Origin of the sequence: Bifidobacterium apicola, assembly GCF_042846865.1 — a bacterium.
Taxonomy (GTDB): Bacteria; Actinomycetota; Actinomycetes; order Actinomycetales; family Bifidobacteriaceae; genus Bombiscardovia; species Bombiscardovia apicola.
In genome coordinates this window covers 1,625,952-1,646,948 of record NZ_BAAFQQ010000001.1, presented here as the reverse complement: position 1 = coordinate 1,646,948, position 20,997 = coordinate 1,625,952, and the positions used below count along the sequence as shown (strand labels likewise).

At 59.9% G+C, this 20,997-nt stretch carries 19 protein-coding genes, 1 tRNA gene and 1 pseudogene; 5 read left to right on the top strand and 16 right to left on the bottom strand.

The features are described 5' to 3' along the window. Nucleotides 1-23 precede the first annotated feature (23 nt). Nucleotides 24-881, top strand: coding sequence for an amino acid ABC transporter permease (locus tag ACGG9J_RS06815; protein WP_390134755.1), 858 nt, complete (start codon nt 24-26; stop codon nt 879-881). Continuing rightward, nucleotides 878-1,645 carry an amino acid ABC transporter ATP-binding protein gene (locus tag ACGG9J_RS06810; protein ID WP_390134753.1) on the top strand — a complete coding sequence of 256 codons (768 nt, stop codon included), beginning with the start codon at nt 878-880 and terminating at the stop codon, nt 1,643-1,645. Before ACGG9J_RS06815 ends, ACGG9J_RS06810 begins: the two co-directional genes overlap by 4 nt. A 22-nt stretch (nt 1,646-1,667) precedes the next feature. On the opposite strand, the gene ribF is transcribed toward ACGG9J_RS06810, so the two are convergent. The 5 genes from ribF to nusA form a co-directional block, all read right to left on the bottom strand. After that, nucleotides 1,668-2,801, bottom strand: a complete 1,134-nt coding sequence (gene ribF / locus ACGG9J_RS06805; RefSeq protein ID WP_390134751.1) for a bifunctional riboflavin kinase/FMN adenylyltransferase — start codon at nt 2,799-2,801, stop codon at nt 1,668-1,670. Nucleotides 2,802-2,920: 119 nt separating this feature from the next. Then, the gene (truB, locus tag ACGG9J_RS06800) at nt 2,921-4,030 is read right to left on the bottom strand and encodes a tRNA pseudouridine(55) synthase TruB (protein WP_390134749.1); all 1,110 of its coding nucleotides are present in this window, start codon (nt 4,028-4,030) and stop codon (nt 2,921-2,923) included. Next, entirely contained in the window at nt 3,990-4,472 is a 483-nt protein-coding gene (gene rbfA, locus ACGG9J_RS06795) for a 30S ribosome-binding factor RbfA (RefSeq protein ID WP_390135337.1), read from the bottom strand. Before rbfA ends, truB begins: the two co-directional genes overlap by 41 nt. A 129-nt stretch (nt 4,473-4,601) precedes the next feature. After that, the gene (gene infB / locus ACGG9J_RS06790; protein ID WP_390134747.1) at nt 4,602-7,370 is read right to left on the bottom strand and encodes a translation initiation factor IF-2; all 2,769 of its coding nucleotides are present in this window, start codon (nt 7,368-7,370) and stop codon (nt 4,602-4,604) included. Between the two features lie 183 nt (nt 7,371-7,553). Beyond that, complete coding sequence (nusA, locus tag ACGG9J_RS06785) at nt 7,554-8,612, bottom strand: transcription termination factor NusA (protein WP_390134744.1); 1,059 nt, start codon at nt 8,610-8,612, stop codon at nt 7,554-7,556. Between the two features lie 71 nt (nt 8,613-8,683). On the opposite strand from nusA, the gene ACGG9J_RS06780 reads away from it, so the two are divergent. After that, entirely contained in the window at nt 8,684-9,568 is an 885-nt protein-coding gene (locus ACGG9J_RS06780) for a hypothetical protein (RefSeq protein ID WP_390134742.1), read from the top strand. A gap of 469 nt (nt 9,569-10,037) precedes the next feature. On the opposite strand, the gene ACGG9J_RS06775 is transcribed toward ACGG9J_RS06780, so the two are convergent. The 9 genes and pseudogenes from ACGG9J_RS06775 to ACGG9J_RS06735 form a co-directional block, all read right to left on the bottom strand. After that, nucleotides 10,038-10,123: transfer RNA gene (locus ACGG9J_RS06775), tRNA-Ser, on the bottom strand. Between the two features lie 107 nt (nt 10,124-10,230). Continuing rightward, a complete protein-coding gene (locus ACGG9J_RS06770) occupies nt 10,231-11,172 on the bottom strand; it encodes a tRNA pseudouridine synthase A (protein WP_390134740.1) in 942 nt (313 codons plus the stop codon). A gap of 225 nt (nt 11,173-11,397) precedes the next feature. Further along, nucleotides 11,398-11,916: pseudogene (rplQ, locus tag ACGG9J_RS06765) on the bottom strand (50S ribosomal protein L17); the annotation flags it as partial. A 126-nt stretch (nt 11,917-12,042) separates the two neighbouring features. After that, nucleotides 12,043-13,038 carry a DNA-directed RNA polymerase subunit alpha gene (locus ACGG9J_RS06760; RefSeq protein ID WP_015022327.1) on the bottom strand — a complete coding sequence of 332 codons (996 nt, stop codon included), beginning with the start codon at nt 13,036-13,038 and terminating at the stop codon, nt 12,043-12,045. Between the two features lie 75 nt (nt 13,039-13,113). After that, the gene (gene rpsK, locus ACGG9J_RS06755) at nt 13,114-13,512 is read right to left on the bottom strand and encodes a 30S ribosomal protein S11 (RefSeq protein WP_015022328.1); all 399 of its coding nucleotides are present in this window, start codon (nt 13,510-13,512) and stop codon (nt 13,114-13,116) included. Nucleotides 13,513-13,592: 80 nt separating this feature from the next. After that, nucleotides 13,593-13,970 carry a 30S ribosomal protein S13 gene (gene rpsM / locus ACGG9J_RS06750; protein ID WP_015022329.1) on the bottom strand — a complete coding sequence of 126 codons (378 nt, stop codon included), beginning with the start codon at nt 13,968-13,970 and terminating at the stop codon, nt 13,593-13,595. Between the two features lie 132 nt (nt 13,971-14,102). Beyond that, complete coding sequence (gene rpmJ / locus ACGG9J_RS06745) at nt 14,103-14,216, bottom strand: 50S ribosomal protein L36 (RefSeq protein WP_015022330.1); 114 nt, start codon at nt 14,214-14,216, stop codon at nt 14,103-14,105. Nucleotides 14,217-14,241: 25 nt separating this feature from the next. Further along, nucleotides 14,242-14,460, bottom strand: coding sequence for a translation initiation factor IF-1 (infA, locus tag ACGG9J_RS06740; RefSeq protein WP_015022331.1), 219 nt, complete (start codon nt 14,458-14,460; stop codon nt 14,242-14,244). 184 nt (nt 14,461-14,644) lie between these two features. Beyond that, nucleotides 14,645-15,106 carry an Hsp20/alpha crystallin family protein gene (locus ACGG9J_RS06735; protein WP_390134735.1) on the bottom strand — a complete coding sequence of 154 codons (462 nt, stop codon included), beginning with the start codon at nt 15,104-15,106 and terminating at the stop codon, nt 14,645-14,647. A gap of 383 nt (nt 15,107-15,489) precedes the next feature. Here ACGG9J_RS06735 and gdhA point away from each other — a divergent pair, with 383 nt between their 5' ends. Both gdhA and ACGG9J_RS06725 read left to right on the top strand, forming a co-directional pair. Continuing rightward, nucleotides 15,490-16,836 carry an NADP-specific glutamate dehydrogenase gene (gdhA, locus tag ACGG9J_RS06730; RefSeq protein WP_390134733.1) on the top strand — a complete coding sequence of 449 codons (1,347 nt, stop codon included), beginning with the start codon at nt 15,490-15,492 and terminating at the stop codon, nt 16,834-16,836. Between the two features lie 542 nt (nt 16,837-17,378). Then, a complete protein-coding gene (locus tag ACGG9J_RS06725) occupies nt 17,379-19,553 on the top strand; it encodes a MucBP domain-containing protein (protein ID WP_390134731.1) in 2,175 nt (724 codons plus the stop codon). 377 nt (nt 19,554-19,930) lie between these two features. On the opposite strand, the gene ACGG9J_RS06720 is transcribed toward ACGG9J_RS06725, so the two are convergent. Continuing rightward, the gene (locus ACGG9J_RS06720) at nt 19,931-20,266 is read right to left on the bottom strand and encodes a hypothetical protein (protein WP_390134729.1); all 336 of its coding nucleotides are present in this window, start codon (nt 20,264-20,266) and stop codon (nt 19,931-19,933) included. Between the two features lie 263 nt (nt 20,267-20,529). Next, nucleotides 20,530-20,724, bottom strand: coding sequence for a hypothetical protein (locus tag ACGG9J_RS06715; RefSeq protein WP_390134727.1), 195 nt, complete (start codon nt 20,722-20,724; stop codon nt 20,530-20,532). Nucleotides 20,725-20,997 lie beyond the last annotated feature (273 nt).

Below are 20,997 nucleotides of genomic sequence, written 5' to 3'. Positions count from 1 at the left end.
AAAGAAAGGAAACCTTGTCGTTCATGGCCACCTCGGCACAGGACGCGGTCAGCGATATCCAACGGGAACGGGAACGCTACGGGCGTCGACAGAATCTGCGTTCCGTAGCGGTCAGCATCGCCAGCACGTTGGTGTTGGCATTGCTGATCGCCCTGGGGCTTCACGCCTCACCTGGCTGGCCCCGAGTCAAGCAGTCGTTTTTCTCTGGTGCCTACTTCGCCCAATCCTTCCCCAAAGTCCTACAAGGACTCTGGCTCAATCTGGAGGTCCTTTTCTTCGCGGTCATCGGCGTGGCACTGCTGGGCACCCTGCTGGCCATGATCCGCACCAGCCGGAACCCGCTGCTCTTCCCCCTGCGGGTGCTGGCCCAGGTCTACACCACAATCATGAGAGGCATACCCATGATTGTGGTCCTCTACCTGATCGGCTTCGGCATTCCTGGACTGGCTATCTTCAACCGGATTCCGGCAGCTCTGCTAGGCACTGTGGCGATCATCCTCTCCTATTCGGCCTACATCGCCGAGGTGCTGAGGGCAGGATTCCAGGACGTCGGCCCCTCCCAGAGGGCATCGGCACGCTCGCTTGGCCTGACCTCGGGGCAGACCATGCGTCTGGTCGTCATCCCCCAGGCCCTGCGCAAGGTGGCTCCGGCACTGATGAACGACTTCATCTCCATGCAGAAGGACGTGGGACTGATCTCGGTTCTAGGAGCCGTGGACGCGGTCAGAGCTGCCCAGATCATCGTGGCCACCTCCTACAACTTCACTCCATACGTGGTGGCCTCGGTGCTCTTCATCGCCACCTCGGTCCCTTTCATTCTTCTCAACGACTGGTACTCCAACCGACTGCGCAAGCGCGAACAGAGCGGAGGCATGGTATGAGCGAACAGGCAGACACCGAGCAGGACCAGCCGGTGCTCCGTCTGGAGAATGTTCGAAAGACCTACCCTGGCGGCAACCAGGTCCTGCGCGGCATCTCCATGACCATCATGCCTCATGAGACCGTGGCCCTATTGGGCCCATCCGGGTCAGGCAAGTCCACTTTGATGAAGTGCATCAACCTGTTGGAGACCGTCAACGACGGAAGGATCTGGCTAGGCGGCACCGACATCACCGACCCCAGGATCAACCAGGATGCCTGCCGGGCCAGAATCGGCGTGGTCTTCCAGCAGTTCAACCTCTTCCCCCACATGAACGTCCTGAAAAACGTTACCCTGGGAGCTATCAAAGTCCACGGCATGCCCAAGGACCAGGCCAGGGAGCGTGCCCTGGAACTGCTGGATCGAATCGGCATGAAGAAGAAGGCAGGAGCATACCCTGACCAGCTCTCCGGCGGCCAACAGCAACGGGTGGCCATTGTGCGCGCCCTGATGACCGACCCGGAGCTGCTCTTGCTGGATGAGATCACCTCAGCCCTGGACCCCATGCTGGTGGGAGAGGTCCTGGCCATGGTCTCTGAGCTGACTGCCGGAGGAACCACCATCCTCATGGCCACCCATGAAATGAGTTTCGCGCATCATGCAGCCAACCGGGTTGTCCTGCTGCTGGACGGTGTCATCGCCGAGAATGGAACGCCGCAAGAGGTCATGGACGAGTCGGAGAATCCGCGTACCAGGGAGTTCTTCAGCCACTTCCGAGGGCTGTGAGTTTCAAGATCCCTGCAGGCCTTCAGTTGATGGGAAACGCTCTTTCTGCAGCCTTGGTCAGATCCAGGGTTCGATCTGCATCCAAGGCCAGCTGTCGTTTGAGGGGTTTCTCGCCCGCATACCGCTTCTGACCGCGCAGACGGCTGAGAAACTCCACTCGGACACGGTGGCCGTACAAATCCACCCAATCCGACCGAACGGCATTGGCTTCCAAGACTTTTGGCATATGCTCGCCCGGGGCCAGGAAGGTCTCCTTGGTGCCGATGGAAATGGCGGCAGACATCCGCCAAGGCGAACCCTGAGCCAGCCGACCCTCCTGTCCTTCCGGAGTCGCCATGGGGTCCGTAGGCAGTCCCAGGTCGACCAGCCAGCCCGCATAGACTCCATCCGCAGGCATCATCCCCTGGCTATCAGGGGCAAGATTGGCAGTTGGAAATCCCAGACGGCGGCCCCTTTGCTCCCCATGGACCACTGTGCCTTGAACCATGTGCGGCCGACCCAAAATACCCATGGCCGCATCCACGTCACCGTCCTGGATCAGTTGCCGAAGGTGAGAACTGCTCCAAGCCCTTACCTGATGACGCTCCAGACCGTCAGCGTCAGGCAGGGTGCAGTCGCCGGGACCCTGGTCGTCTACAACTTCCAAATTGAACAGTCCTGTGTCGGCCAGGTCGCCAATGGCTCCGATGTCGCCGATTCGTCCTGCGCCCATCCGTGCATCGCGGCCCAGGACCAGAGTCCGCATGGCCAGCTGTTCGGTAAGCTGCTTGAGAAAGAATCGATAGGACTTGGCCGCGAAGGCCAATGTGTATCTCACCACCACAACCTGTTCCAGCCCCAGCTGGGCCATGAGCCGCAGGCGCTCCTCAAGCGGCATGATCTGATCAGGGTCATGGCGAACCAGATCCGAGGACGGTTCAGCCATATCATGGCTGTCAGCGTAGCTGTGAACCAGTTTGGGACTGGGGTCGAAAACCAGAGCCATGGGCCTGTCCTTGCCTTTGGCAGCGAGCTCGACCACCCGGCTCAGAAGGGCCTGATGACCCCGATGCATGCCATCAAAGACACCGATGGTGACCACGCTGGACCGGGCACCCAAGGTTCCCGGCCAACTGACAATGCCCGACTCATCCGGGCTGACCTGGCTGACCTTCATCCGCTTCCCATCACTTAGTCATGGCGGCCCCCGCACCCGGGCGCCTAAAATTCCTTAAGCACTGTATTCCCACAGTCGCTTCCTGGCAAGACCTTCAGACTAAACCTGTATCTGCGCGCTCAGCCCTCGGGGTGGAAGACCACGTCCGGCTTAGCCCCGCCTCGTGGACCGGGCACTAGGATCGCAGCCAGACGCTGCTTGCCTGCAGGTCCAACCAAGGCGGCTGTGGGCCTGCCGACAGGCAGATCCAGAAATCCGCCATTGGCCACTCTGGCGGCCTGGTCAGCATCCAGATTCATGACGGGCATGGTCTTGCGTGCTGCCTGTACGAGATTCAGGGATCCATCCAACAGCCCCTGCCGGTCGCAGTCCGGGACCATACGATTGCGCACTACCGCCTGACCCTGACGGTTTCGGTAGGTGTGAGGGACGACCTGGCCACCCAAAACCATAGAGGCAGGGTCAGGATTCTCCAAGTCGAATGGCCCCACGCGAATTCGTCTTAAGGCAGTCAAGTGACCGCCCAGATCCAGCTGATCGCCCAGATCACGGGCTAGGGCCCGGATATAGGTGCCGCTGGAACAGGTCACCTCCACATCTGCATCAACCACCCTGATGTCTTCGTCGGGCAGAACCACGCGGCGCAAGTCGAGCAGACGGAAAGAGGCGATCCGTATTCGACGAGGCTCCAGCCTGACCTCCTGACCTGCGCGAGCCAGGTCATAGGCTCGCCTGCCCTTGACCTTGATGGCCGAAAAAGCATCAGGCACCTGGTCAATCCAGCCGGTGAAGCAGCGATCAATCAAGCCCTGCAGACCTTGGACTGTCAGCTCGTCCACCCTCTGCGCAGCTCCAGGACGCATAGGCAGCAAATCCCCGTCAGCGTCATCTGTGGTGGTGCCCAATCCCAGGCGCATGGTGGCGCGGTATGTCTTGTCATGACCGACAATGACCGTCAGCAACCGTGTGGCCTGACCAAAACCGACCACCAGCAGGCCGGTAGCCATGGGGTCCAAGGTCCCGGCGTGGCCCACGCGACGCATACCCAGGCTCGACCGAACGGCTGCCACCACGTCATGACTGGTCACACCGCTCGGCTTGTCAACAAGGATGATGCCCGATGTCGGTTCACCACGACCAGAATTAATCACGGCAGATGACTCAGAAGCCGTTGCTGCACCGATGCCCTCAGCGGTCGACTTCATCCGCACCCTCTGCCGCAGATTCATCGGACTCTTCCTCGTCGTCATGCCGGTATGGGTCGGGGTCGCCCGCATAGCTGGCGTTGACCCGGGCCTCGGCCATAGCCTCGTCCCGGTGTCGGGCTACGGTCAGCACATCCTCGATCTCGGTCGCCTCAGCAGGCACCTCATCGTAGATGAAGCGCAGCGTAGGCGTCAGCCGCAAACCAGCCCGAGCGCCGACCAAGCTGCGCAACCGTCCCGAGGCCTGCCGCAGGGCCTGCTGGGCTCGCTTGCGTTCCCCGGCCTCGTGTCCGGACCGGCCTAGCTGGGTCCAGTAGATCTTGGCTATCTGCAGGTCATTGGTGACACGAACCTCAGTGACAGTGACCCCTGCCAAGCGCTTGTCATGCATCTGGGACTCCAGCGCAGAGGCCACGACCCGTTGTATCAGGGCCGCTATGCGTACGGCGCGGGGATTTCCTGCCATCATGGTTCCTTTCTCGAATCGTCCATGACCAATCTTCGCATTCATGAACATCCGCCCCGGCCAGGAAGCACCCGGACCGGGGCGGATCGCCACGAACTCTCTGCCGTGCAGCCAGATGGCCCGCCGGCTCTACTTGCGTTCCACTTCTTGCATCTCGTAGGTCTCGATGATGTCGCCCACCTCGATGTCGTTGAAGGAGCCAAGATTGATGCCAGCCTCGTAGCCTTCGGACACCTCGTTGACATCGTCCTTGAACCGGCGCAGGGAGGAGATCTCCAAGTCGTTGACAGTGACCACCCCGTTGCGGGCGATGCGGGCCTTGGTGCCTCGCTTGACGGTGCCGTCCTGGACCATAACACCCGCGATATTGCCGAACTTGGAGGAGCGGAAGATCTCGCGAATCTCGGAGTGGGAGGTGGTGACCTCCTCGTACTCCGGCTTGAGCATGCCCTTGAGCGCGGCCTCGATATCCTCGATGGCATTGTAGATGACCGAGTAGTACTTGATCTCTACACCCTCGCGGTCGGCCAGATCCTGGACCTGCCTGTTAGGCCGGACATTGAAGCCGATGATGACGGCCTTGTCGACCGTGGCCAGGTTGACATCGTTCTGGGTGATGGCTCCCACGCCCCGGTGGATGACCTGGATCCCGACCTCGTCGGAGACTTCGATCTTCATCAGGGAGTCCTCCAGCGCCTCGACCGAGCCGGAGGAGTCGCCCTTGATGACGATGTTGAGCATGTCCACCTCGGACTTGGCGAACTGCTCCTTCAGACTCTCCAGAGAGACCACCTTGCGACGCTTGGCCAGCTGAGCGGCACGGGCCGAGGCCTCACGCTTCTCGGCAATCTGACGGGCGGTGCGATCATCGGGGGCAACCAGGAAGAGGTCACCAGCGGTGGGCACCGAGGTAAGCCCCAGCACCTGGACAGGTGTGGAAGGACCGGCAGCATCCATCTGCTGACCGTTCTCGTCCAGCATGGCGCGCACACGGCCATAGGCGGACCCAGCCACGATGGCATCGCCCACATGCAGGGTTCCCTGCTGGACCAACACAGTGGCCACAGCTCCGCGTCCCTTGTCCAGACGGGCCTCGACCGTGGCTCCGCGAGCGTCCATGTCGGGGTTGGCCCGGAGGTCAAGGTCAGCGTCAGCAGTCAGCAGGACGGCTTCCAAGAGCTTGTCCACGTTGGTGCCCAGCTTGGCGGAGATGTCGACGAACATGGTGTCGCCGCCATACTCTTCGGAGACCAGGCCGAACTCGGTCAGCTGACCACGCACCTTCTGGGGGTTGGCCCCCTCGACATCGATTTTGTTGACAGCCACCACGATGGGCACATGAGCGGCCTGGGCGTGGTTGATGGCCTCGACGGTCTGCGGCATGACGCCGTCATCCGCAGCCACCACCAGGATGGCCACATCGGTCAGCTCGGCACCGCGGGCGCGCATGGCCGTGAAGGCCTCGTGGCCAGGGGTGTCCAGGAATGTGATCTTGCGATCTTCCCCATCAAGGGTGACCGTGGCCTGGTAAGCGCCGATGCGCTGGGTGATGCCGCCGGCCTCCTGGGTGGTCGTGTTGGTCTTGCGGATGGTGTCCAGCAGACGGGTCTTGCCATGGTCGACGTGGCCCATGACCGTGACCACCGGAGGCCTGGGCTGCAGGTTCTTGTCATCCTGATCATTGCGTTCTTCGTCCAGGTTGATGTCGAACTGCTGAAGAAGCTCCTTGTCTTCTTCCTCGGCGGAGACGATGCGGATCTTCCATCCGATCTCGTCGCCCAGGATCTGGAATGTGGCCTCATCCAGGGACTGAGTGGCCGTGGCCATCTCGCCCAGGTGGAAGAGCACCGTAACCAGGGCAGCAGGGTTGACGTTGATCTTGTCGGCCAGATCAGCCAGGGTCGCACCCTGGCGAAGCTGAACGGTACGGCCATTGCCTGCAGGGATGCGCACGCCGCCGATGACGGGGGCTTTCATCTCCTGGAATTCATGCCTCTTAGCCATCCGGTTCTTGCGAGCCTTGGAGGACTTGCCTCCCTGGCGGCCGAAAGCTCCAGCAGCACCGCCACGACCGCGACCGCCACGGCCCGAACCGCTTCGGAAACCACCCGCGGGTGCCGAAGTGCCACCGAAACGGCTGCCGCCGCCCTGATGCGACTGCTGACCGGGGCGGCTATGGCCCCACTGTCCTGGACGAGCAGCCTGCCCGGAGCGACCGCCTCTGCCGTTGCGGAATCCGCCACGGCCTCTGCGTGAGTCGTTGACAGTAGGCCTGGCCATGGGGTGCGGCCTGGGGATGTCCGAAGGCATGGGAGCCTTCATCCCCTGCTTGCGGCTGAAAGGATTGTTGCCTGGACGAGGCGTGGAAGCTCCCTGCCGTGCACCATGACGTGCCGCCGAAGCGCCGGAGCCGCCGGGGCGACCGTTGTTGCGCGATGACTGGGGGCCGGGCCTGCCCATGGCTGAAGGTTTGGGTCCACGGGACTGACTGCGCTGCTCATGCTCGTTGCGGCTGCCCTGGGAGGCACCGGGTTTGGGGAAGTGATTTGCGGGATGCTGCTGACCCCGTGGCGCGTTGCCTCCGGCTGAGGGCCGATGGTTCTGTCCAGGCTTGGGCGCAGGCGTGGATTTCTGGGTGCCACCGGACTGCGGGCGGCCATGCTGACCCTGGCCGCTTCCATGACTGGGGCTGCCGGGGCGTGCATTTCGTGCAGCGGCCTGACCAGCGTCACCCTGCCCCGTCTGAGGGAAAGCGTTCTTAAGTCGACGAACCACAGGGGCCTCGACAGTGGATGATGCGGACTTGACGAACTCGCCCATGTCCTTCAATTTCGCCAGAACAGTCTTGCTGTCTACGCCAAATTCCTTGGCCAGCTCATACACGCGTGCTTTGGGCACTTACTTTCTCCTTACCGGACCGCGCATATGACCGGCGCGATCACTCTTTCATGACGGCGAACATATCCTGTCTCATCGTGCGACCATGATCGTGTTACCTCGTCTCTGTGCCGGGGCCGACGGCATAGACCACCGGACTCGGGATACCGGATCCAGCATACTCGCGTAGTCGGATGTTTGCTCTCAGGCGTCTTCACCAGCAGCCGAAGCAGATTGCGCCTGCAGCTCACGCAATTTCTGTTGATGGGCTTCCTCGGACTCAATGCCGATCTTCCAGCCTGTCAGCTTGGCGGCTAGACGGGCGTTCTGGCCCTCTTTTCCTATTGCCAGAGAGAGCTGAGCATCCTTGATGAAGGCGATAGCCGTGCGGTTGGCCTCGCTGACGATCTGCACCTGGCGGACCACGGCCGGCGACAGGGCCGCAGCCACGAACTCGGCAGGGTCCTTGGACCAGTCCACAATGTCGATTTTCTCCGGCCCCAGATTCTCCATGACTGCACGCACGCGCGCACCGCCCGGACCGATCAGCGCACCCTTGGGATTGACTCCCTTGCTGTTGGCCCGGACCGCAATCTTGGTTCTGGCCCCGGCCTCACGGGCGATGGCCATGATGGACACTGCACCGGAGACCAGCTCGGGCACCTCCCGCTCAAAGAGGCGCCGAACCAGCTCTGGATGAGAACGCGACACGATGATTTCCGGACCCTTGAGCCCACGGGATACATTGACCACGTAGACGCGGATACGCTGACCGTGCCGGTAATGCTCTCCAGGAACCTGCTCGCGGCGCGGCAGAATGGCCTCAACATTATCTACAGCCACATGCACATTGCCTGGATCGCTGGCATCCTGCTGCACGACTCCGGTGATCAGATGGCCCTTCTGACCAGAGAAGGCCCCAAAGACACGCTCATCGTCGGCCTGGCGGAAGAGCTGCCGAATGACCTGGCGGGCCGTGGAGGCCGTCAGCCGTCCGAAGTCCTTCGGTGTGTCGTCGTATTCCTCGCCCAGATCATAACCCGGCTCAGGCTCTTCGGCAGTAGGCTCGCGAGCGATCTCGTCCTGCGCCCAGATAGTAAAAGTGCCCGCACGCTCGTCCAGCTCCACCCGTGCGTGTTTTGCTGCATGAGGCGACTTCTGATAGGCCAGAAGAAGAGCCTCGCTCAGTGCTTGATCCAAGGTCTCGGCATCAATCCCTTGTTCGTGTGCCAGCTGATGAATTTCAGCCAGGTCCAGTTCCATGTCAAGACCTCCTATGAAGTTATTCAGACCGCGCTTCTTCTGGTCTGCAATGCCTACTATTCTAGCCTTTCATGCAGACACAGCCGGTTCCTGAATACCAAGGGTGGGCGAGTCGTCGACTGACGATCCCGGCACGACGGGTGACCGCTGGTATCGGAGCACTTCTGCTGGCCGTCACCATGTCCGGATGCGCACCTTCAGCGGTACACGTCAGTCAGCACGACCCCGACAATCTGCGTCCCACAGCCTGCGAGCAGGCATGGACCCGAGCCCGGCGGTCGGAGCAGCTCCGGCAGAAAGATCAGGCAGACGGCCGGGCCCAGGCCTGGATCCAAGCGGCCCGCGAGTGCCCTTCCCGGATGGATGAAGCCACAGTACACGCAGCCCAGGCTTTGACGGCCTCCCAGGGCGGACAGACAAATCGTCGGGCAGCCACGCTCAGACTGGTCCAAGCTGCACAGCAGTTAGATCCGCTGTCCAAGACGCTGCCCGCCGAATTGGCCAATCAGGCCGTCTCAGGCGAGGATCGTTCAGGGTTCTATCTATCGGTCCTCGCAGCCCGCAATACTGATGCCGCATGGATGCTGACCCTGGCTGATGCGCACACCACGGCCGCGCAGATTCTGGTCGGTCACGCCAAGCACGATCCTCGACAGGGGGTCTATCCCACCACTGATCTACTGACACATCCCGATGATCGCGTCGACCCCGCCAACGGAATACAGGTACCTACCCCAGCCCTCATCGAGATGGACACGGCCCGGACCCTTCTGGCCGTGGGGAGGAAACTGAACGGCTCCTCAGGCACGATGCACACTGATGCCAGTCAGAGCGCGAAAAGCCGCCAGGAAGCCGCATCCGCCTTGGTTGACATGACTGTAGCCCACATGTCCATGGCTATGAACCTCGGCTACCCAACCGCTTCATCAGCCCTGCTGCACATCCCCAAGCACTGACAGCTCCGGATCACTCCTCGCAAAGTCCTCTTTTTTATGAGCGAGCCCTCACTGCCAGCGTATGCCCGCGGCTTGAACAAACGCCTAAATCAATGTTCAGACATTTCAAATTCATCGAAACCGCCAGGCATATGAGGACACTGCGTGACGGCATGAGTATGGGCAGTGATAACATAGAACGTGTTCCACAGGAGCATTCCCTAGGAACGCGGGGGGTATGAACCCGTGCAATGTAGGAGGCGACTTGGTGTTGGCCACTGCATCGCCTCCTACGTTGAACGGCCTTTTCGTTTGCGCAGCATCAAGACACAGCGCCGTGTCGAATCCGGACAGCCAACGAGGGCATAGGGGAAGACTGCATATCAGCAGCAGGCACGAAACCCAATTCAAGGGGTGGGCTGCCGCAACTGTGAAATACGGCAACAGAATCAAAAAAAGGTCCCGACCGTCAGGCCGGGACCAATAGGGGCGGTTGAGGCGAGATTCGAACTCGCGGAGGGATTCGCCCTCACACGCTTTCGAGGCGTGCTCCTTAGACCGCTCGGACACTCAACCATAGTCGTTGCCCGACACAGCCGAACAACAACTTTTCTATTATGCCACAGAGTCCCTACCTGGCAAGCGGCGTGGCGCAACCACAGTTGCACCAAATAACCAAGTCATCACAGGGTACGGCGGGCGCGGATGGCCTGTGCCCGTTCCGCAAGCTGTTCATCAGGCGGATAGGCCACATGCTCCAGGGTCAGCCCATGGGCCGCTATGGGGCCTGTTGATCCCTCCCGCAGAGGATGAGACACCTTGTCGGCAAACCATTGCACAGACCGACGGCCCAGGCCGACCTGAATGCAGGCCGCCACCAGGGAACGGACCATGTTATGAGCGAATGCGTCAGCCACAATACGAAAGACAGTCAGCCCTGACTCCATGAAAGCCGGAATGTATCCGACTGCATTCTGCCTAGGAGCAACCCCCCGCAAACTCATGGTCGGGACCAGGTCCCAGTGCGCGGTCAGGACCTTTCGTATGGTGGTGCCGCCAGGGTTTGGCGTAGCGAAGGACCCGAAGTCATGCAAGCCAATGCACTCCGCCGCAGCCTCGTTCATGGCCTGCAGATTAAGACTCCCCTCCAGATTCAGCACATAGCCCCGCATGCGCGGATCCCTTGGCTGACCGCCCTGACTGACCCGATAGAGGTAGGTCCGTTCCAGTGCAGAAAAACGTGCGTCAAAGCCTTCAGGCGCTGGACTGAGTCCTTGCAGAGCAATGTCCGAAGGCAACAGGTGTCGTAGGCGGCGCTCCAGGGCCTGTACGCCATCCACACCCATGTGCCCCTTGCACGATTCGAGCACAGCCTCAGGAACGTCCAAGTGAGTCACCTGATGGGACGCATGGACCCCGGCATCAGTTCTGCCGGCCACGACCAGCCTAGGTTTCCAAGGATTTAGATCACCGTGAACACAGCCATCCCGTCTATGCCCTTCTGCGATCAGAGTCAGCGCTTCTTCGATGCAACCTTGGACCGTACGGAGACCAGGCTGTCGGGCCCAGCCATGGAAGCCTCCGCCGTCATAGGCCAGGTCCATGCGCAGTCTGATAAGGGACATTCTCCCCTCCTGATCCTCCATCAAGACCTCCCCGGCACAAATGGCAAACGGGGTCGGAGAGCCATGCTCCCCGACCCCGTCACGAGATGCAATGATCGATTACTCGGCGGCCTTCTCGGCATCCTCTGCCACAGCGGCATCTTCCTCAGCCTGGGCTTCGGCCTGATCCGCCTTGTCGGCGGCCTGCTCCAGGTCTTCTGCAGCCTTGTCGGCCTGGGCCACGTCCTGATCGGACTCATTGGCCTCGGCAGCCTGGTCGACAGCATCCTTGGCAGCGCCTTCGGCGACGGCGGCATCGGTGGCTGCAGCCACTTCCGCGTCCTCGTCCTTGGCAGCCACCTTGGCTGCTGACTCAGCCTCCTTGACAACGGCCTTCTTGGCCGACAGGGGCTCGGTGACAAGCTCGATCACAGCCTGCGGAGAGTTGTCTCCGCGACGGGGTGCGATCTTGGTGATGCGGGTGTAGCCGCCTTCACGCTGCTGCATCTGCTCGGCGATCTGCGTGAATAAGATGTGGACCACAGACTTATCGCGAATGACGCGCATAACGCGACGGCGGGCAGGCAGATCCCCTCGCTTGGCGAAGGTGATCAGCCGCTCAGCCAGCGGACGCAGACGCTTGGCCTTGGGCAAAGTGGTCGTGATACGGCCGTTGGCGAAGAGGCTGGTGGCCATGTTGGCCAGCATCAACCGCTCATGCGCTGGACTGGAGGCCAGACGTGGGCCCTTGCTAGGTTTTGGCATTGGACTATCTCCTTATGGCCCGGGAGGACAGGTGGGCATACGCCCGAACATCCGACTTCCCGGAATTGCTGTCAGCAGGCGACGGAACCCTTCCCCCTCGCCCGCTCATACGAAGGCTGCGATCCCTCACTCGTCGTCAGGCGAGAAGAAGGTGCCTCCCTCGAGATTATTGGTATCGAAGCCCAGCGGGGAGGCCTTCAGCGACAGCCCCATACCCTCAAGCTTCTCCTTGACTTCGTCGATGGACTTCATGCCGAAGTTGCGGATGTCCAGCAGATCCTGCTCGGTATGCGAGACCAGCTCGCCGATGGTGTGGATTCCTTCGCGCTTGAGGCAGTTGTAAGAACGCTGCGTCAGGTTCAGATCCTCAATCGGCACGGACATCTGCGGATCAGCCTCTTCCACCACAGGCTCGGGCCCGACCTCCACGCCCTCGGCCTGCGTGTTGAGCTCGCGGCAGAGGCCGAAGAGCTCGACCAGGGTCGACCCAGCGGAAGCCACCGCGTCACGCGGCGAAATAGCCGGCTTGGTCTCCACGTCCAGGATCAGCTTGTCGAAATCCGTGCGCTGCTCGACACGGGTGGCCTCGACCTTGTAGCTGACCTTGAGCACTGGCGAGTAGATGGAATCAACCGGGATACGCCCGATCTCATCGTTGTCCTGCTTGTTGAGCTGGGCCTGGACGTACCCACGGCCGCGCTCCACCGTAAACTCGATTTCCAGCTCGCCATCCTCAGCCAAGGTCGCGATGTGCAGATCAGGATTGGCCACGGTGACGCCGGCCGGCGGAGTAATATCTCCAGCGGTGGCCTCGCCCTTGCCGCTCTTGCGCAAATACATGACTACAGGCTCGTCGTACTCGCTGGTCAGCACGATGCCTTTGATGTTGAGCAGGATCTCAGTGACGTCCTCCTCCACACCAGGCAGCGTGGTGAACTCATGCAGAGCACCCGATATGCGGACCGAGGTTACAGCCGCACCTGGTATGGAGCTCAGCAGGGTACGACGCAGGGAGTTGCCCAAGGTGTACCCGAATCCGGGCTCCAAGGGCTCGATGGTGAAACGGGAGCGCTGGGCATTGACGACTTCTTCAGTAAGAGTCGGACGCTGTGCAATAAGCACTGTTGCTATCCTTTCAGCTCCGACCGGTGGTGCACTCACCGGTCATCGCGGGTGGATTCATGGGTTTTCTAGTGCTCAGACGCGACGGCGCTTGGGAGGACGAACGCCATTGTGTGCCTGTGGGGTCACATCGGAGATGGAACCGACCTCCAGGCCTGCGGACTGCAGGGAACGGATAGCGGTCTCACGGCCCGAACCCGGGCCCTTGACGAAGACATCCACCTTCTTGACCCCGTGCTCCATGGCCTTGCGGGCTGCAGATTCGGCAGCCATGCCCGCTGCGTAAGGAGTGGACTTGCGGGAGCCCTTGAAGCCTACGTCGCCGCCGGAAGCCCAGGCCACTACAGCACCGGAAGGATCGGTGATGGAGATGATGGTGTTGTTGAATGTTGACTTGATATGCGCCTGCCCGACCGGAACCGACTTGCGATCCCGACGACGAGGCTTGCGCGCGGCCTGCTTTGCTGCTGCCATTGATCCTCGTTTCCTTGTCACGAATAACTGATTGCTAGTGCGAACCATCGGGGACCCTCATCCCCGCTTCGCATTCGGCCTTACTTGGTCGCCTTCTTCTTTCCGGCGACGGTGCGCTTGGGTCCCTTGCGGGTGCGGGCGTTGGTCTTGGTCCGCTGGCCGCGCACAGGCAGGCCCCGGCGGTGGCGCTGGCCCTGATAGCAATTGATTTGGATCTTACGGCGAATATCAGCGTCGATCTCACGACGCAGATCACCCTCGATCTTATAGTTTCCCTCGAGGTAATCACGCAGCGTAATGAGCTGCTCATCCGTGAGATCCTTGACGCGGGTGTCCGGATTCACTCCGGTCGCGGCAAGTGTTTCCTTGGCACGAGTACGCCCGACACCGAAGATGTAGGTGAGGGCTATCTCGATGCGCTTCTCGTTGGGGATGTCGACTCCGGCAAGACGTGCCATTGCGATTCCTTTTTGCTCTACGCAGGTCGTGCACCGAGTCTTCCGGTCTCCCGGCCCGGGCCTGCGCACCCGGGGTTCAGCTTGTTAGCTGTGACTCAGCGCCTTTGGTGTTCGTTGCCGCTGGGAATCCGCTCAGCCCTGGCGCTGCTTGTGGCGTGGGTTTTTGCAGATCACCATGACGCGGCCGTGACGACGAATCACGCGGCAGTTCTCGCAGATTCTCTTCACACTAGGGCTGACCTTCATGGTTTTCCTTTGCTTGTGTACCTTGTTACTTGTACCGGTACGTAATCCGTCCGCGGTTCAGATCATAGGGACTCATTTCGAGCACCACCCGATCCTGAGGCAGAATGCGGATGTAGTTCTTGCGCATCTTGCCGGAAATGGTGGCCAGCACCAGGTGCTTGTTCTCGAGCTCGACGCGGAACATCGCATTCGGGAGGGCCTCGACCACACGCCCTTCCACCTCGATCACACCATCTTTTGCCATAAACCTTCTATCCGATCCTCGGCCGGTTACACAGCGCGTCGAAAGACACGCCAAATGGTAAGTATAGCATTAATGGGCCAAAATTGGGCAATAGCGTGTTGACACGACAAAAGGGCCGTCTGAACGGCTGTCGCTCAATCAGTATAGCAGCCGTGCAGGCGGTCCGATAGGGCCTAAAAAGCCTTCAGTCCTCAATGGCGATGGTTTGCGTGTTGTCAGCCGGTTCGATGCTGGCCTTGGGCAGGGTCACGTCCAGGGTGCCGTTGGCATAGTGGGCATGAATGTCCTCCTGGCGGACCTTGTCGCCAACGTAGAAGCTGCGGGAGCAGGACCCGGTGTAGCGCTCACGCCGAATCCACCGGCCCTGGTCGTCCTTGTCGCCTTGATCGCCGTTCTTTTGTGCAGAGACAATCAGGTAGCCGTCCTCCAGGCGAAGACCGATGTCTTTCTTATCGAAGCCAGGCATATCGATGGAGAGCTGGTACTGCCCGTCCTTCTCGCGCACGTCCGTGTTCATCAGCGGGCTGTTCAGCGCGTTCTTGGATCCCTGGACCTGCCGGCGCCCGTCACGCCAGTTGTTGAAGAAAGGATCATCAAAGAAGTCGCTGAAGATCGAATTGTTCATCAATGCGGGAAACATAGCCATAATCGCATCTCCTGATTCTCTAAGTCAATAGTTTTTGCGGACCGGAACCCCAGGCGAACATCCTGACCTGTCCTCCCGGGTTCCCTGCCCTTCACTTTGTCCAAACCGCGGGCCCCGAGTTCCATGCCCAATGTTCACCCAAGGAATAAAAGTTGAGTCGTTGTGACTCAACTTTGGCCTATAGCCTTGTATTGCATCGTATTCCTCTCATTCTTCGGGCTGCGAATGACCACATGTCAGACATTGTGGGTCAAAATTCTTGTGACGTAACTTGGGGGCATTTACCATGGGATGAGATTCCGCCAGCCCCCACAGGCTCTTGAGGGCGGACCCAATCGCATGTGGACCGGATGGACCGGCCATTCCTAGTCAAAGGAGCTCAGATGCTCACCAACGAATACATCAAGCGCGTATACCAGCAGGTTGAGAAGCGCGACGGCGACCAGCCGGAATTCCTGCAGGCTGTTCGCGAGGTTTTCTCCAGCCTGGAGCCTGTGGTGGAGCGGCATCCCGAGTATGAGGCCAACGGCGTGCTGGAGCGCCTGGTCGAACCCGAGCGTGCAGTCAAGTTCCGTGTGGCCTGGACCGACGATCAGGGCCACGTGCAGGTCAACCGCGGCTACCGGATTCAGTTCAACTCGGCCATCGGCCCCTACAAGGGCGGCCTGCGCTTCCACCCGACCGTGACCGAGTCGGTCATCAAGTTCCTGGGCTTCGAGCAGATTCTGAAGAATTCGCTGACCGGGCTGCCTATGGGAGGAGCAAAGGGCGGATCCGACTTCGACCCCAAGGGCCGTTCGGATGCCGAGGTCATGCGCTTCTGCCAGGCCTTCATGACCGAACTGCAGCGCCATATCGGACAGTTCACCGATGTGCCTGCCGGCGACATCAACGTGGGCTCGCGCGAGATCGGCTACCTGTTCGGCCAGTACAAGAGAATACGGGACGAGTATTCGGGCGTTCTGACCGGCAAGGACCTGACTTTCGGCGGATCCCTGGCCCGGACCGAGGCCACAGGATACGGCCTGTGCTACTACACTCAGGAGGCCCTGCAGACGCTGCGCAAGGACTCCTTCCAAGGCAAGACAGTCGTCATATCCGGTTCGGGCAACGTGGCCATCTTCGCCACCGAAAAAGCCCAGCAGCTGGGCGCCAAGGTGGTGACGGCATCCGATTCCAACGGATACGTCTACGATCCCAATGGGATTGACCTTGATGTCGTCAAGGACATCAAACTGGGCCACCGTGGCCGAATTCGCGAGTATGCAGACCGCGTTGATTCCGCACAATACCACGAGGGCTGCAAGGGCGTCTGGACTGTGCCTTGCGACATCGCTCTGCCCTGCGCCACACAGAACGAAATCGACGAGGAGTCCGCCAAGGCCCTGGTAGCCAACGGCTGCACCGTAGTCTGCGAGGGCGCCAACATGCCTTCCACCCCCGAGGCCATCCAGGTCTACCAGGACAACAATGTGCTCTATGGGCCCGCCAAGGCGGCCAACGCTGGCGGCGTAGCCGTCTCCGGACTGGAGATGAGCCAGAACTCCCTTCGCCTGCAGTGGACCTTCGACGAGGTGGACCAGCGGCTCAAGGACATCATGACTGGGATCTTCCAGAAGTCCTACCAGGCCTCCAAGGAATACGGGCATGAGGGCGATCTGATGCTGGGCGCCAACGTAGCCGGCTTCACCAAGGTGGCCGATGCCATGGTGGCCCAGGGAATCCTGTAAAAGGACGGCCCTCCAGGTAATCCGCAGCAGGGCATCGTCACTATAACCCAACCATATTGAGGGGTGTTCCTCCCACAGCGGCCCAACATCGTATCGGGCCGAGGGAAGGGGTGCCCCTCACCTGTAACAGCCGAAGATCAATGCTGCTCGGCACCCGTGCGCAGTCATCGACCAGACCTGGTGGGCTTGGATCGGCCCTTTCCATGGCTGGCCATCCGTGTGATTTTTGGCGCTTGCGTCCGTGACGGCCTTGTCGGCGTTGCCATGCAACGACAGATCCGACGGTCAGATACGTTTGTGACCCAATATACATTGAGCGCCATTATGCCTTCCAACAATCACCCTGTTTAGGGTTCTCCTGCCCCGGTTTTCAAAGGCATCAGCCAGTATCACTGAGGGGGAGCAACGAGATTATTTTCGCAGTCCACTCATGCCTGCCCGACCTTTGCCGGCACACCTTTTATTCACCTTTGTTAATATGGGACTATACGGGGGCAATTACACACAGAAACAGAATTGAGAGGAAGCAATTGCGAAAACCAATGAAAACCGCACTGGGACTTGCAGTAGCGGCGGTTTTGGCCATGCCCACTACTGGTTACGCCCTAAGTCAGGGAGGAAAGCCTGAGACCACCACAGGAGCGAATGGGGCTTATGCGCTGAGTACGGCGCCGTCAAGCACTCCGTCCACACGGTCTGACCCTGCATCGACGCAGGGTGTCACAGTGACTTCACTGTTCGATCAGGGAAGCAATATGTGGGGTCAGGTTCTGGCTTTCAATGTCAAAATCGACCAGACGGCTTCAATCAAGAGCGGCTCCACGCTCACTCTGACGTTCTCCAATCCTGATTCCCTGGATTGGAACAACATACAGCCCAATGGCGATGAAAAATACGGCAAGTGGTCTTACGATGCCAAGAAAGGCACCGCCACCCTCACCTTCGCCATGGATATTTCCCAGGCCAACATCACATTCATCATCAATTTCCATCCCAGCGGCAACCCCAGCAAGAACAACAAAGTCAGCGCCACTTTCAATGGTGAAAATATAGAGCTGAAGGGCGCCAACCAATACGATTTGGACAAGCCCAGCCCTGACCCCGGTGGAGGCTATGGCGATAACCGCATGATCCCTTCATGGGGCAGCTATAGCATCAAAGGCTTGGGAGACAATTACATCGGCCCCATTCAGGGCAAGCAATGCTACCTGCCCGACAGAACGACCATGGATTTCAACATCGTGGTCGATCCTGGCTACCTGTCAAAGCCCGAGGAGGAGAAATCCCGCACCATTACACTGAGCACATCGGGAGAATCCTCATCCATCTCCCCTGATGATGTCATGCTGTCAGACACAGGCGGGTGGCCGAATACCTTCACACACTATGTCCCGCTTGCCGACCATGGCTGGACCACGCGCCAGATCGATCCCCAGACCCTGGAAGTAATCATCCCTGACGGATTCCAGATGAGCTGGTTCGTCATGGGCATCAAAGTCCAGGTACGCGATGTGACGGCTGCAGGGAAGCTGACCATGGTGTACAAGTCGAATCTGATCCAGAAGCAGGTGAAATACCTCGAAGGGTATTTCCAGAATCTTGGCAACCTCGGGTTCATACCCCAGTTGAATGCAGGCCCCGATCGCGCCCTCAAGCAGGGGGAAACCATGAACCTCACCAAGTGGCTTTTGGACCCGGTCACTGCCACTGATGTCGAGGACGGCGATCTGTCAGGCAAGGTCGAAGTCGACCAGGCAAGTCTGAAAGCCCTCATGGACAATCTCAGCGTACAAAAGAACGGCCCGGTCAAGATCAAGTTCAATGTCAAGGACTCGGATGGGAATTCACGCACTGCGGAATACACCGTCACCGTTTACTCGGACGTCGTCGTGCACTACCTTGACGAAAAGGGCGAAAAAATCAAGGAGGATGCCGTTCTTTCCGGCAAAGTCGGCACGGAGTTCACCGTGGATCGTAGCGACGTGGTGAAGGGCGACAGCCACTATTACTTCCTTTCCTCTCAGCCGGATGTGGCCAAGGGGACTTATGGGAACGATGGACAGCCAGCCGAAATCACCCTGACATATAAGAAGGATCTGACCAGCCTGACCGCCGAGGACTACACCATGTACGTGGGCGACCCCGAGCCGACCGTTGACAGCTTCAAGGCCAAGGCCACCGACCGGGACGGCAAGCCCGTCGACACCAGCGTCGACCTGTCCAAGGCCGACCTGTCCAAGCCCGGCACCTACCAGGTCACCATCAAGACCGCCGACGGCCGCGAAACCCAGGCCAAGCTCACCGTCAAGGCCGATCAGCGCAGCCTGACCGCCGAGGACTACACCATGTACGTGGGCGACCCCGAGCCGACCGTTGACAGCTTCAAGGCCAAGGCCACCGACCGGGACGGCAAGCCCGTCGACACCAGCGTCGACCTGTCCAAGGCCGACCTGTCCAAGCCCGGCACCTACCAGGTCACCATCAAGACCGCCGACGGCCGCGAAACCCAGGCCAAGCTCACCGTCAAGGCCAAGCCTGCAAACAACGGGTCGAGCAGCCACACGGTAAACAACCAAGACGGCAATAAGGATCCAGCCGGCCTGTCAAGCACCGGCGCAGATTCCGCCTGGCCTATGGCCGCAGCCGCAATCACCCTGGCAGCAGGGATCACCCTCCTGCTGGTCGCGATCCGGCGCAGGGGAACTGACAAGCACTGACAGAACAACGGCCTGGCCGGCTCGCCAATCTCTGAAAGACCAGCCAGCCAGGCCACGAATACCATCATCAACACTGTTCCCCCGGATGAATAGAAGAACCGGCTGAATCCCCAAACAGGGGTCCGGCCGGTTCTTCTATTCCAGATCCAAAGTCCCCCATATAAAACAGGCAACCCTCCACGCCCAGCAAGGGCCATTGCTATGCGCGGGGGACTATATCATCCCCAAGGAATTGGAAAAACAGTAGTCCGAAAGCGCCGCATCAGCGGCCTGGAAGGCCTGCAAGGCATGATCTCTTCGGCCCCAGAAGTTGCAGCGCAGTCGCGGGCCGTCTGCAGCAGGTTGAGGTAATACCCGCGCCTCAGTCTGGACAGCCCTTACGAATCACAGCCTGCCAGGACTCGCTCGTAGCCGGATACGGAGTCGAACCCATCCAGGGCCAGGTTCTCGCCTGGGGAGATGCGATGATCAGCCACACGCTGATTTCCCGCCTGCCGCGAGAAATCGTAAGCGCCGACGAAATCATAGTTCGAAGAATGGGCCGCCAATAGAGGGTGGGCACCGGCGCGTTCTTGTAGCGACTGATGTCCGCTCCCTATGAGTAGTCGTGCCTGTAATAGAATGGGATAGCGGGACACGTCGCGCTTGCCGTAGCCCAAGATCGAAGTGACATCTATTGGAATGACGGTTCTGGTGTGCTCGTTGACTGTCACGGCTGGGTTGACCCACCAGGGAACAATTGCAGCAGAGGCGTGCCGTCATAGAGCCGGGTCGGGATTTCGATGACGCTGACCCCAGGATGCATGGGCGATAGTGGTGACCTGGGTGCTCGTAGATGCGATCGGTATCATGGCAGACCGCGGCCTTGTCACCGTCCGGCAGATCCCACAACGTGCAGTCCGCCGAAATGAGGGTGCTGTGCCAATGCTGCTGCGGCCAGTCGAACTCCAATGCCCCCCCCCCCCCCCCCGAAGATTCAGGTGCCGATCAGGCTTATCAGGACAGGTTTGATGACCCGGTTGCAGTAGACGAAGTCATAGTTTGCTGGTTTTGTCCATGAATAGCCCTGGTAGACTCGATTTTTAATAAATCGCGGATTCTTGTCTGGTTTTCCGATCCCGGAGGTTGGAATCGCAAGCTCTGTGACTTTCTCTGTGCCGCCCAGGGTCATCAGCCCCTTGTCTGCTCCGCAAAACTGTATATATTTGCTCTCAGTCTGTAGCCGGAATCAGCCCTGAGAACTGCATAAGTTGTTCGCAAATATTAAAACCAAGTCAGTAGGACTGACCATCACTTGTTGAACTCGGGACAATTGCAGAAAATGGCCGAATGCACAAACATGTAAAAGGTCGGCCCATGAGGACCGACCCGTTACGCTGGCATTCGCTTAATGCTGGATCATGCCTTTCGGCATCTTCCTCGACCGTCCGGCATTCCTGGTGAG

Excerpts from the sequence above, each read along its gene's own strand:
- ACGG9J_RS06815 (WP_390134755.1), top strand. The coding sequence starts at position 24 with ATGGCCACCTCGGCACAGGACGCGGTCAGCGATATCCAACGGGAACGG.
- ACGG9J_RS06810 (WP_390134753.1), top strand. The coding sequence starts at position 878 with ATGAGCGAACAGGCAGACACCGAGCAGGACCAGCCGGTGCTCCGTCTG.
- ribF (WP_390134751.1), bottom strand. The coding sequence starts at position 2,801 with ATGAAGGTCAGCCAGGTCAGCCCGGATGAGTCGGGCATTGTCAGTTGG.
- truB (WP_390134749.1), bottom strand. The coding sequence starts at position 4,030 with ATGAATCTGCGGCAGAGGGTGCGGATGAAGTCGACCGCTGAGGGCATC.
- rbfA (WP_390135337.1), bottom strand. The coding sequence starts at position 4,472 with ATGGCAGGAAATCCCCGCGCCGTACGCATAGCGGCCCTGATACAACGG.
- nusA (WP_390134744.1), bottom strand. The coding sequence starts at position 8,612 with ATGGAACTGGACCTGGCTGAAATTCATCAGCTGGCACACGAACAAGGG.
- ACGG9J_RS06780 (WP_390134742.1), top strand. The coding sequence starts at position 8,684 with ATGCAGACACAGCCGGTTCCTGAATACCAAGGGTGGGCGAGTCGTCGA.
- ACGG9J_RS06770 (WP_390134740.1), bottom strand. The coding sequence starts at position 11,172 with ATGTCCCTTATCAGACTGCGCATGGACCTGGCCTATGACGGCGGAGGC.
- rpsK (WP_015022328.1), bottom strand. The coding sequence starts at position 13,512 with ATGGCAGCAGCAAAGCAGGCCGCGCGCAAGCCTCGTCGTCGGGATCGC.
- rpsM (WP_015022329.1), bottom strand. The coding sequence starts at position 13,970 with ATGGCACGTCTTGCCGGAGTCGACATCCCCAACGAGAAGCGCATCGAG.
- rpmJ (WP_015022330.1), bottom strand. The coding sequence starts at position 14,216 with ATGAAGGTCAGCCCTAGTGTGAAGAGAATCTGCGAGAACTGCCGCGTG.
- infA (WP_015022331.1), bottom strand. The coding sequence starts at position 14,460 with ATGGCAAAAGATGGTGTGATCGAGGTGGAAGGGCGTGTGGTCGAGGCC.
- ACGG9J_RS06735 (WP_390134735.1), bottom strand. The coding sequence starts at position 15,106 with ATGGCTATGTTTCCCGCATTGATGAACAATTCGATCTTCAGCGACTTC.
- gdhA (WP_390134733.1), top strand. The coding sequence starts at position 15,490 with ATGCTCACCAACGAATACATCAAGCGCGTATACCAGCAGGTTGAGAAG.
- ACGG9J_RS06725 (WP_390134731.1), top strand. The coding sequence starts at position 17,379 with ATGAAAACCGCACTGGGACTTGCAGTAGCGGCGGTTTTGGCCATGCCC.
- ACGG9J_RS06715 (WP_390134727.1), bottom strand. The coding sequence starts at position 20,724 with ATGACCCTGGGCGGCACAGAGAAAGTCACAGAGCTTGCGATTCCAACC.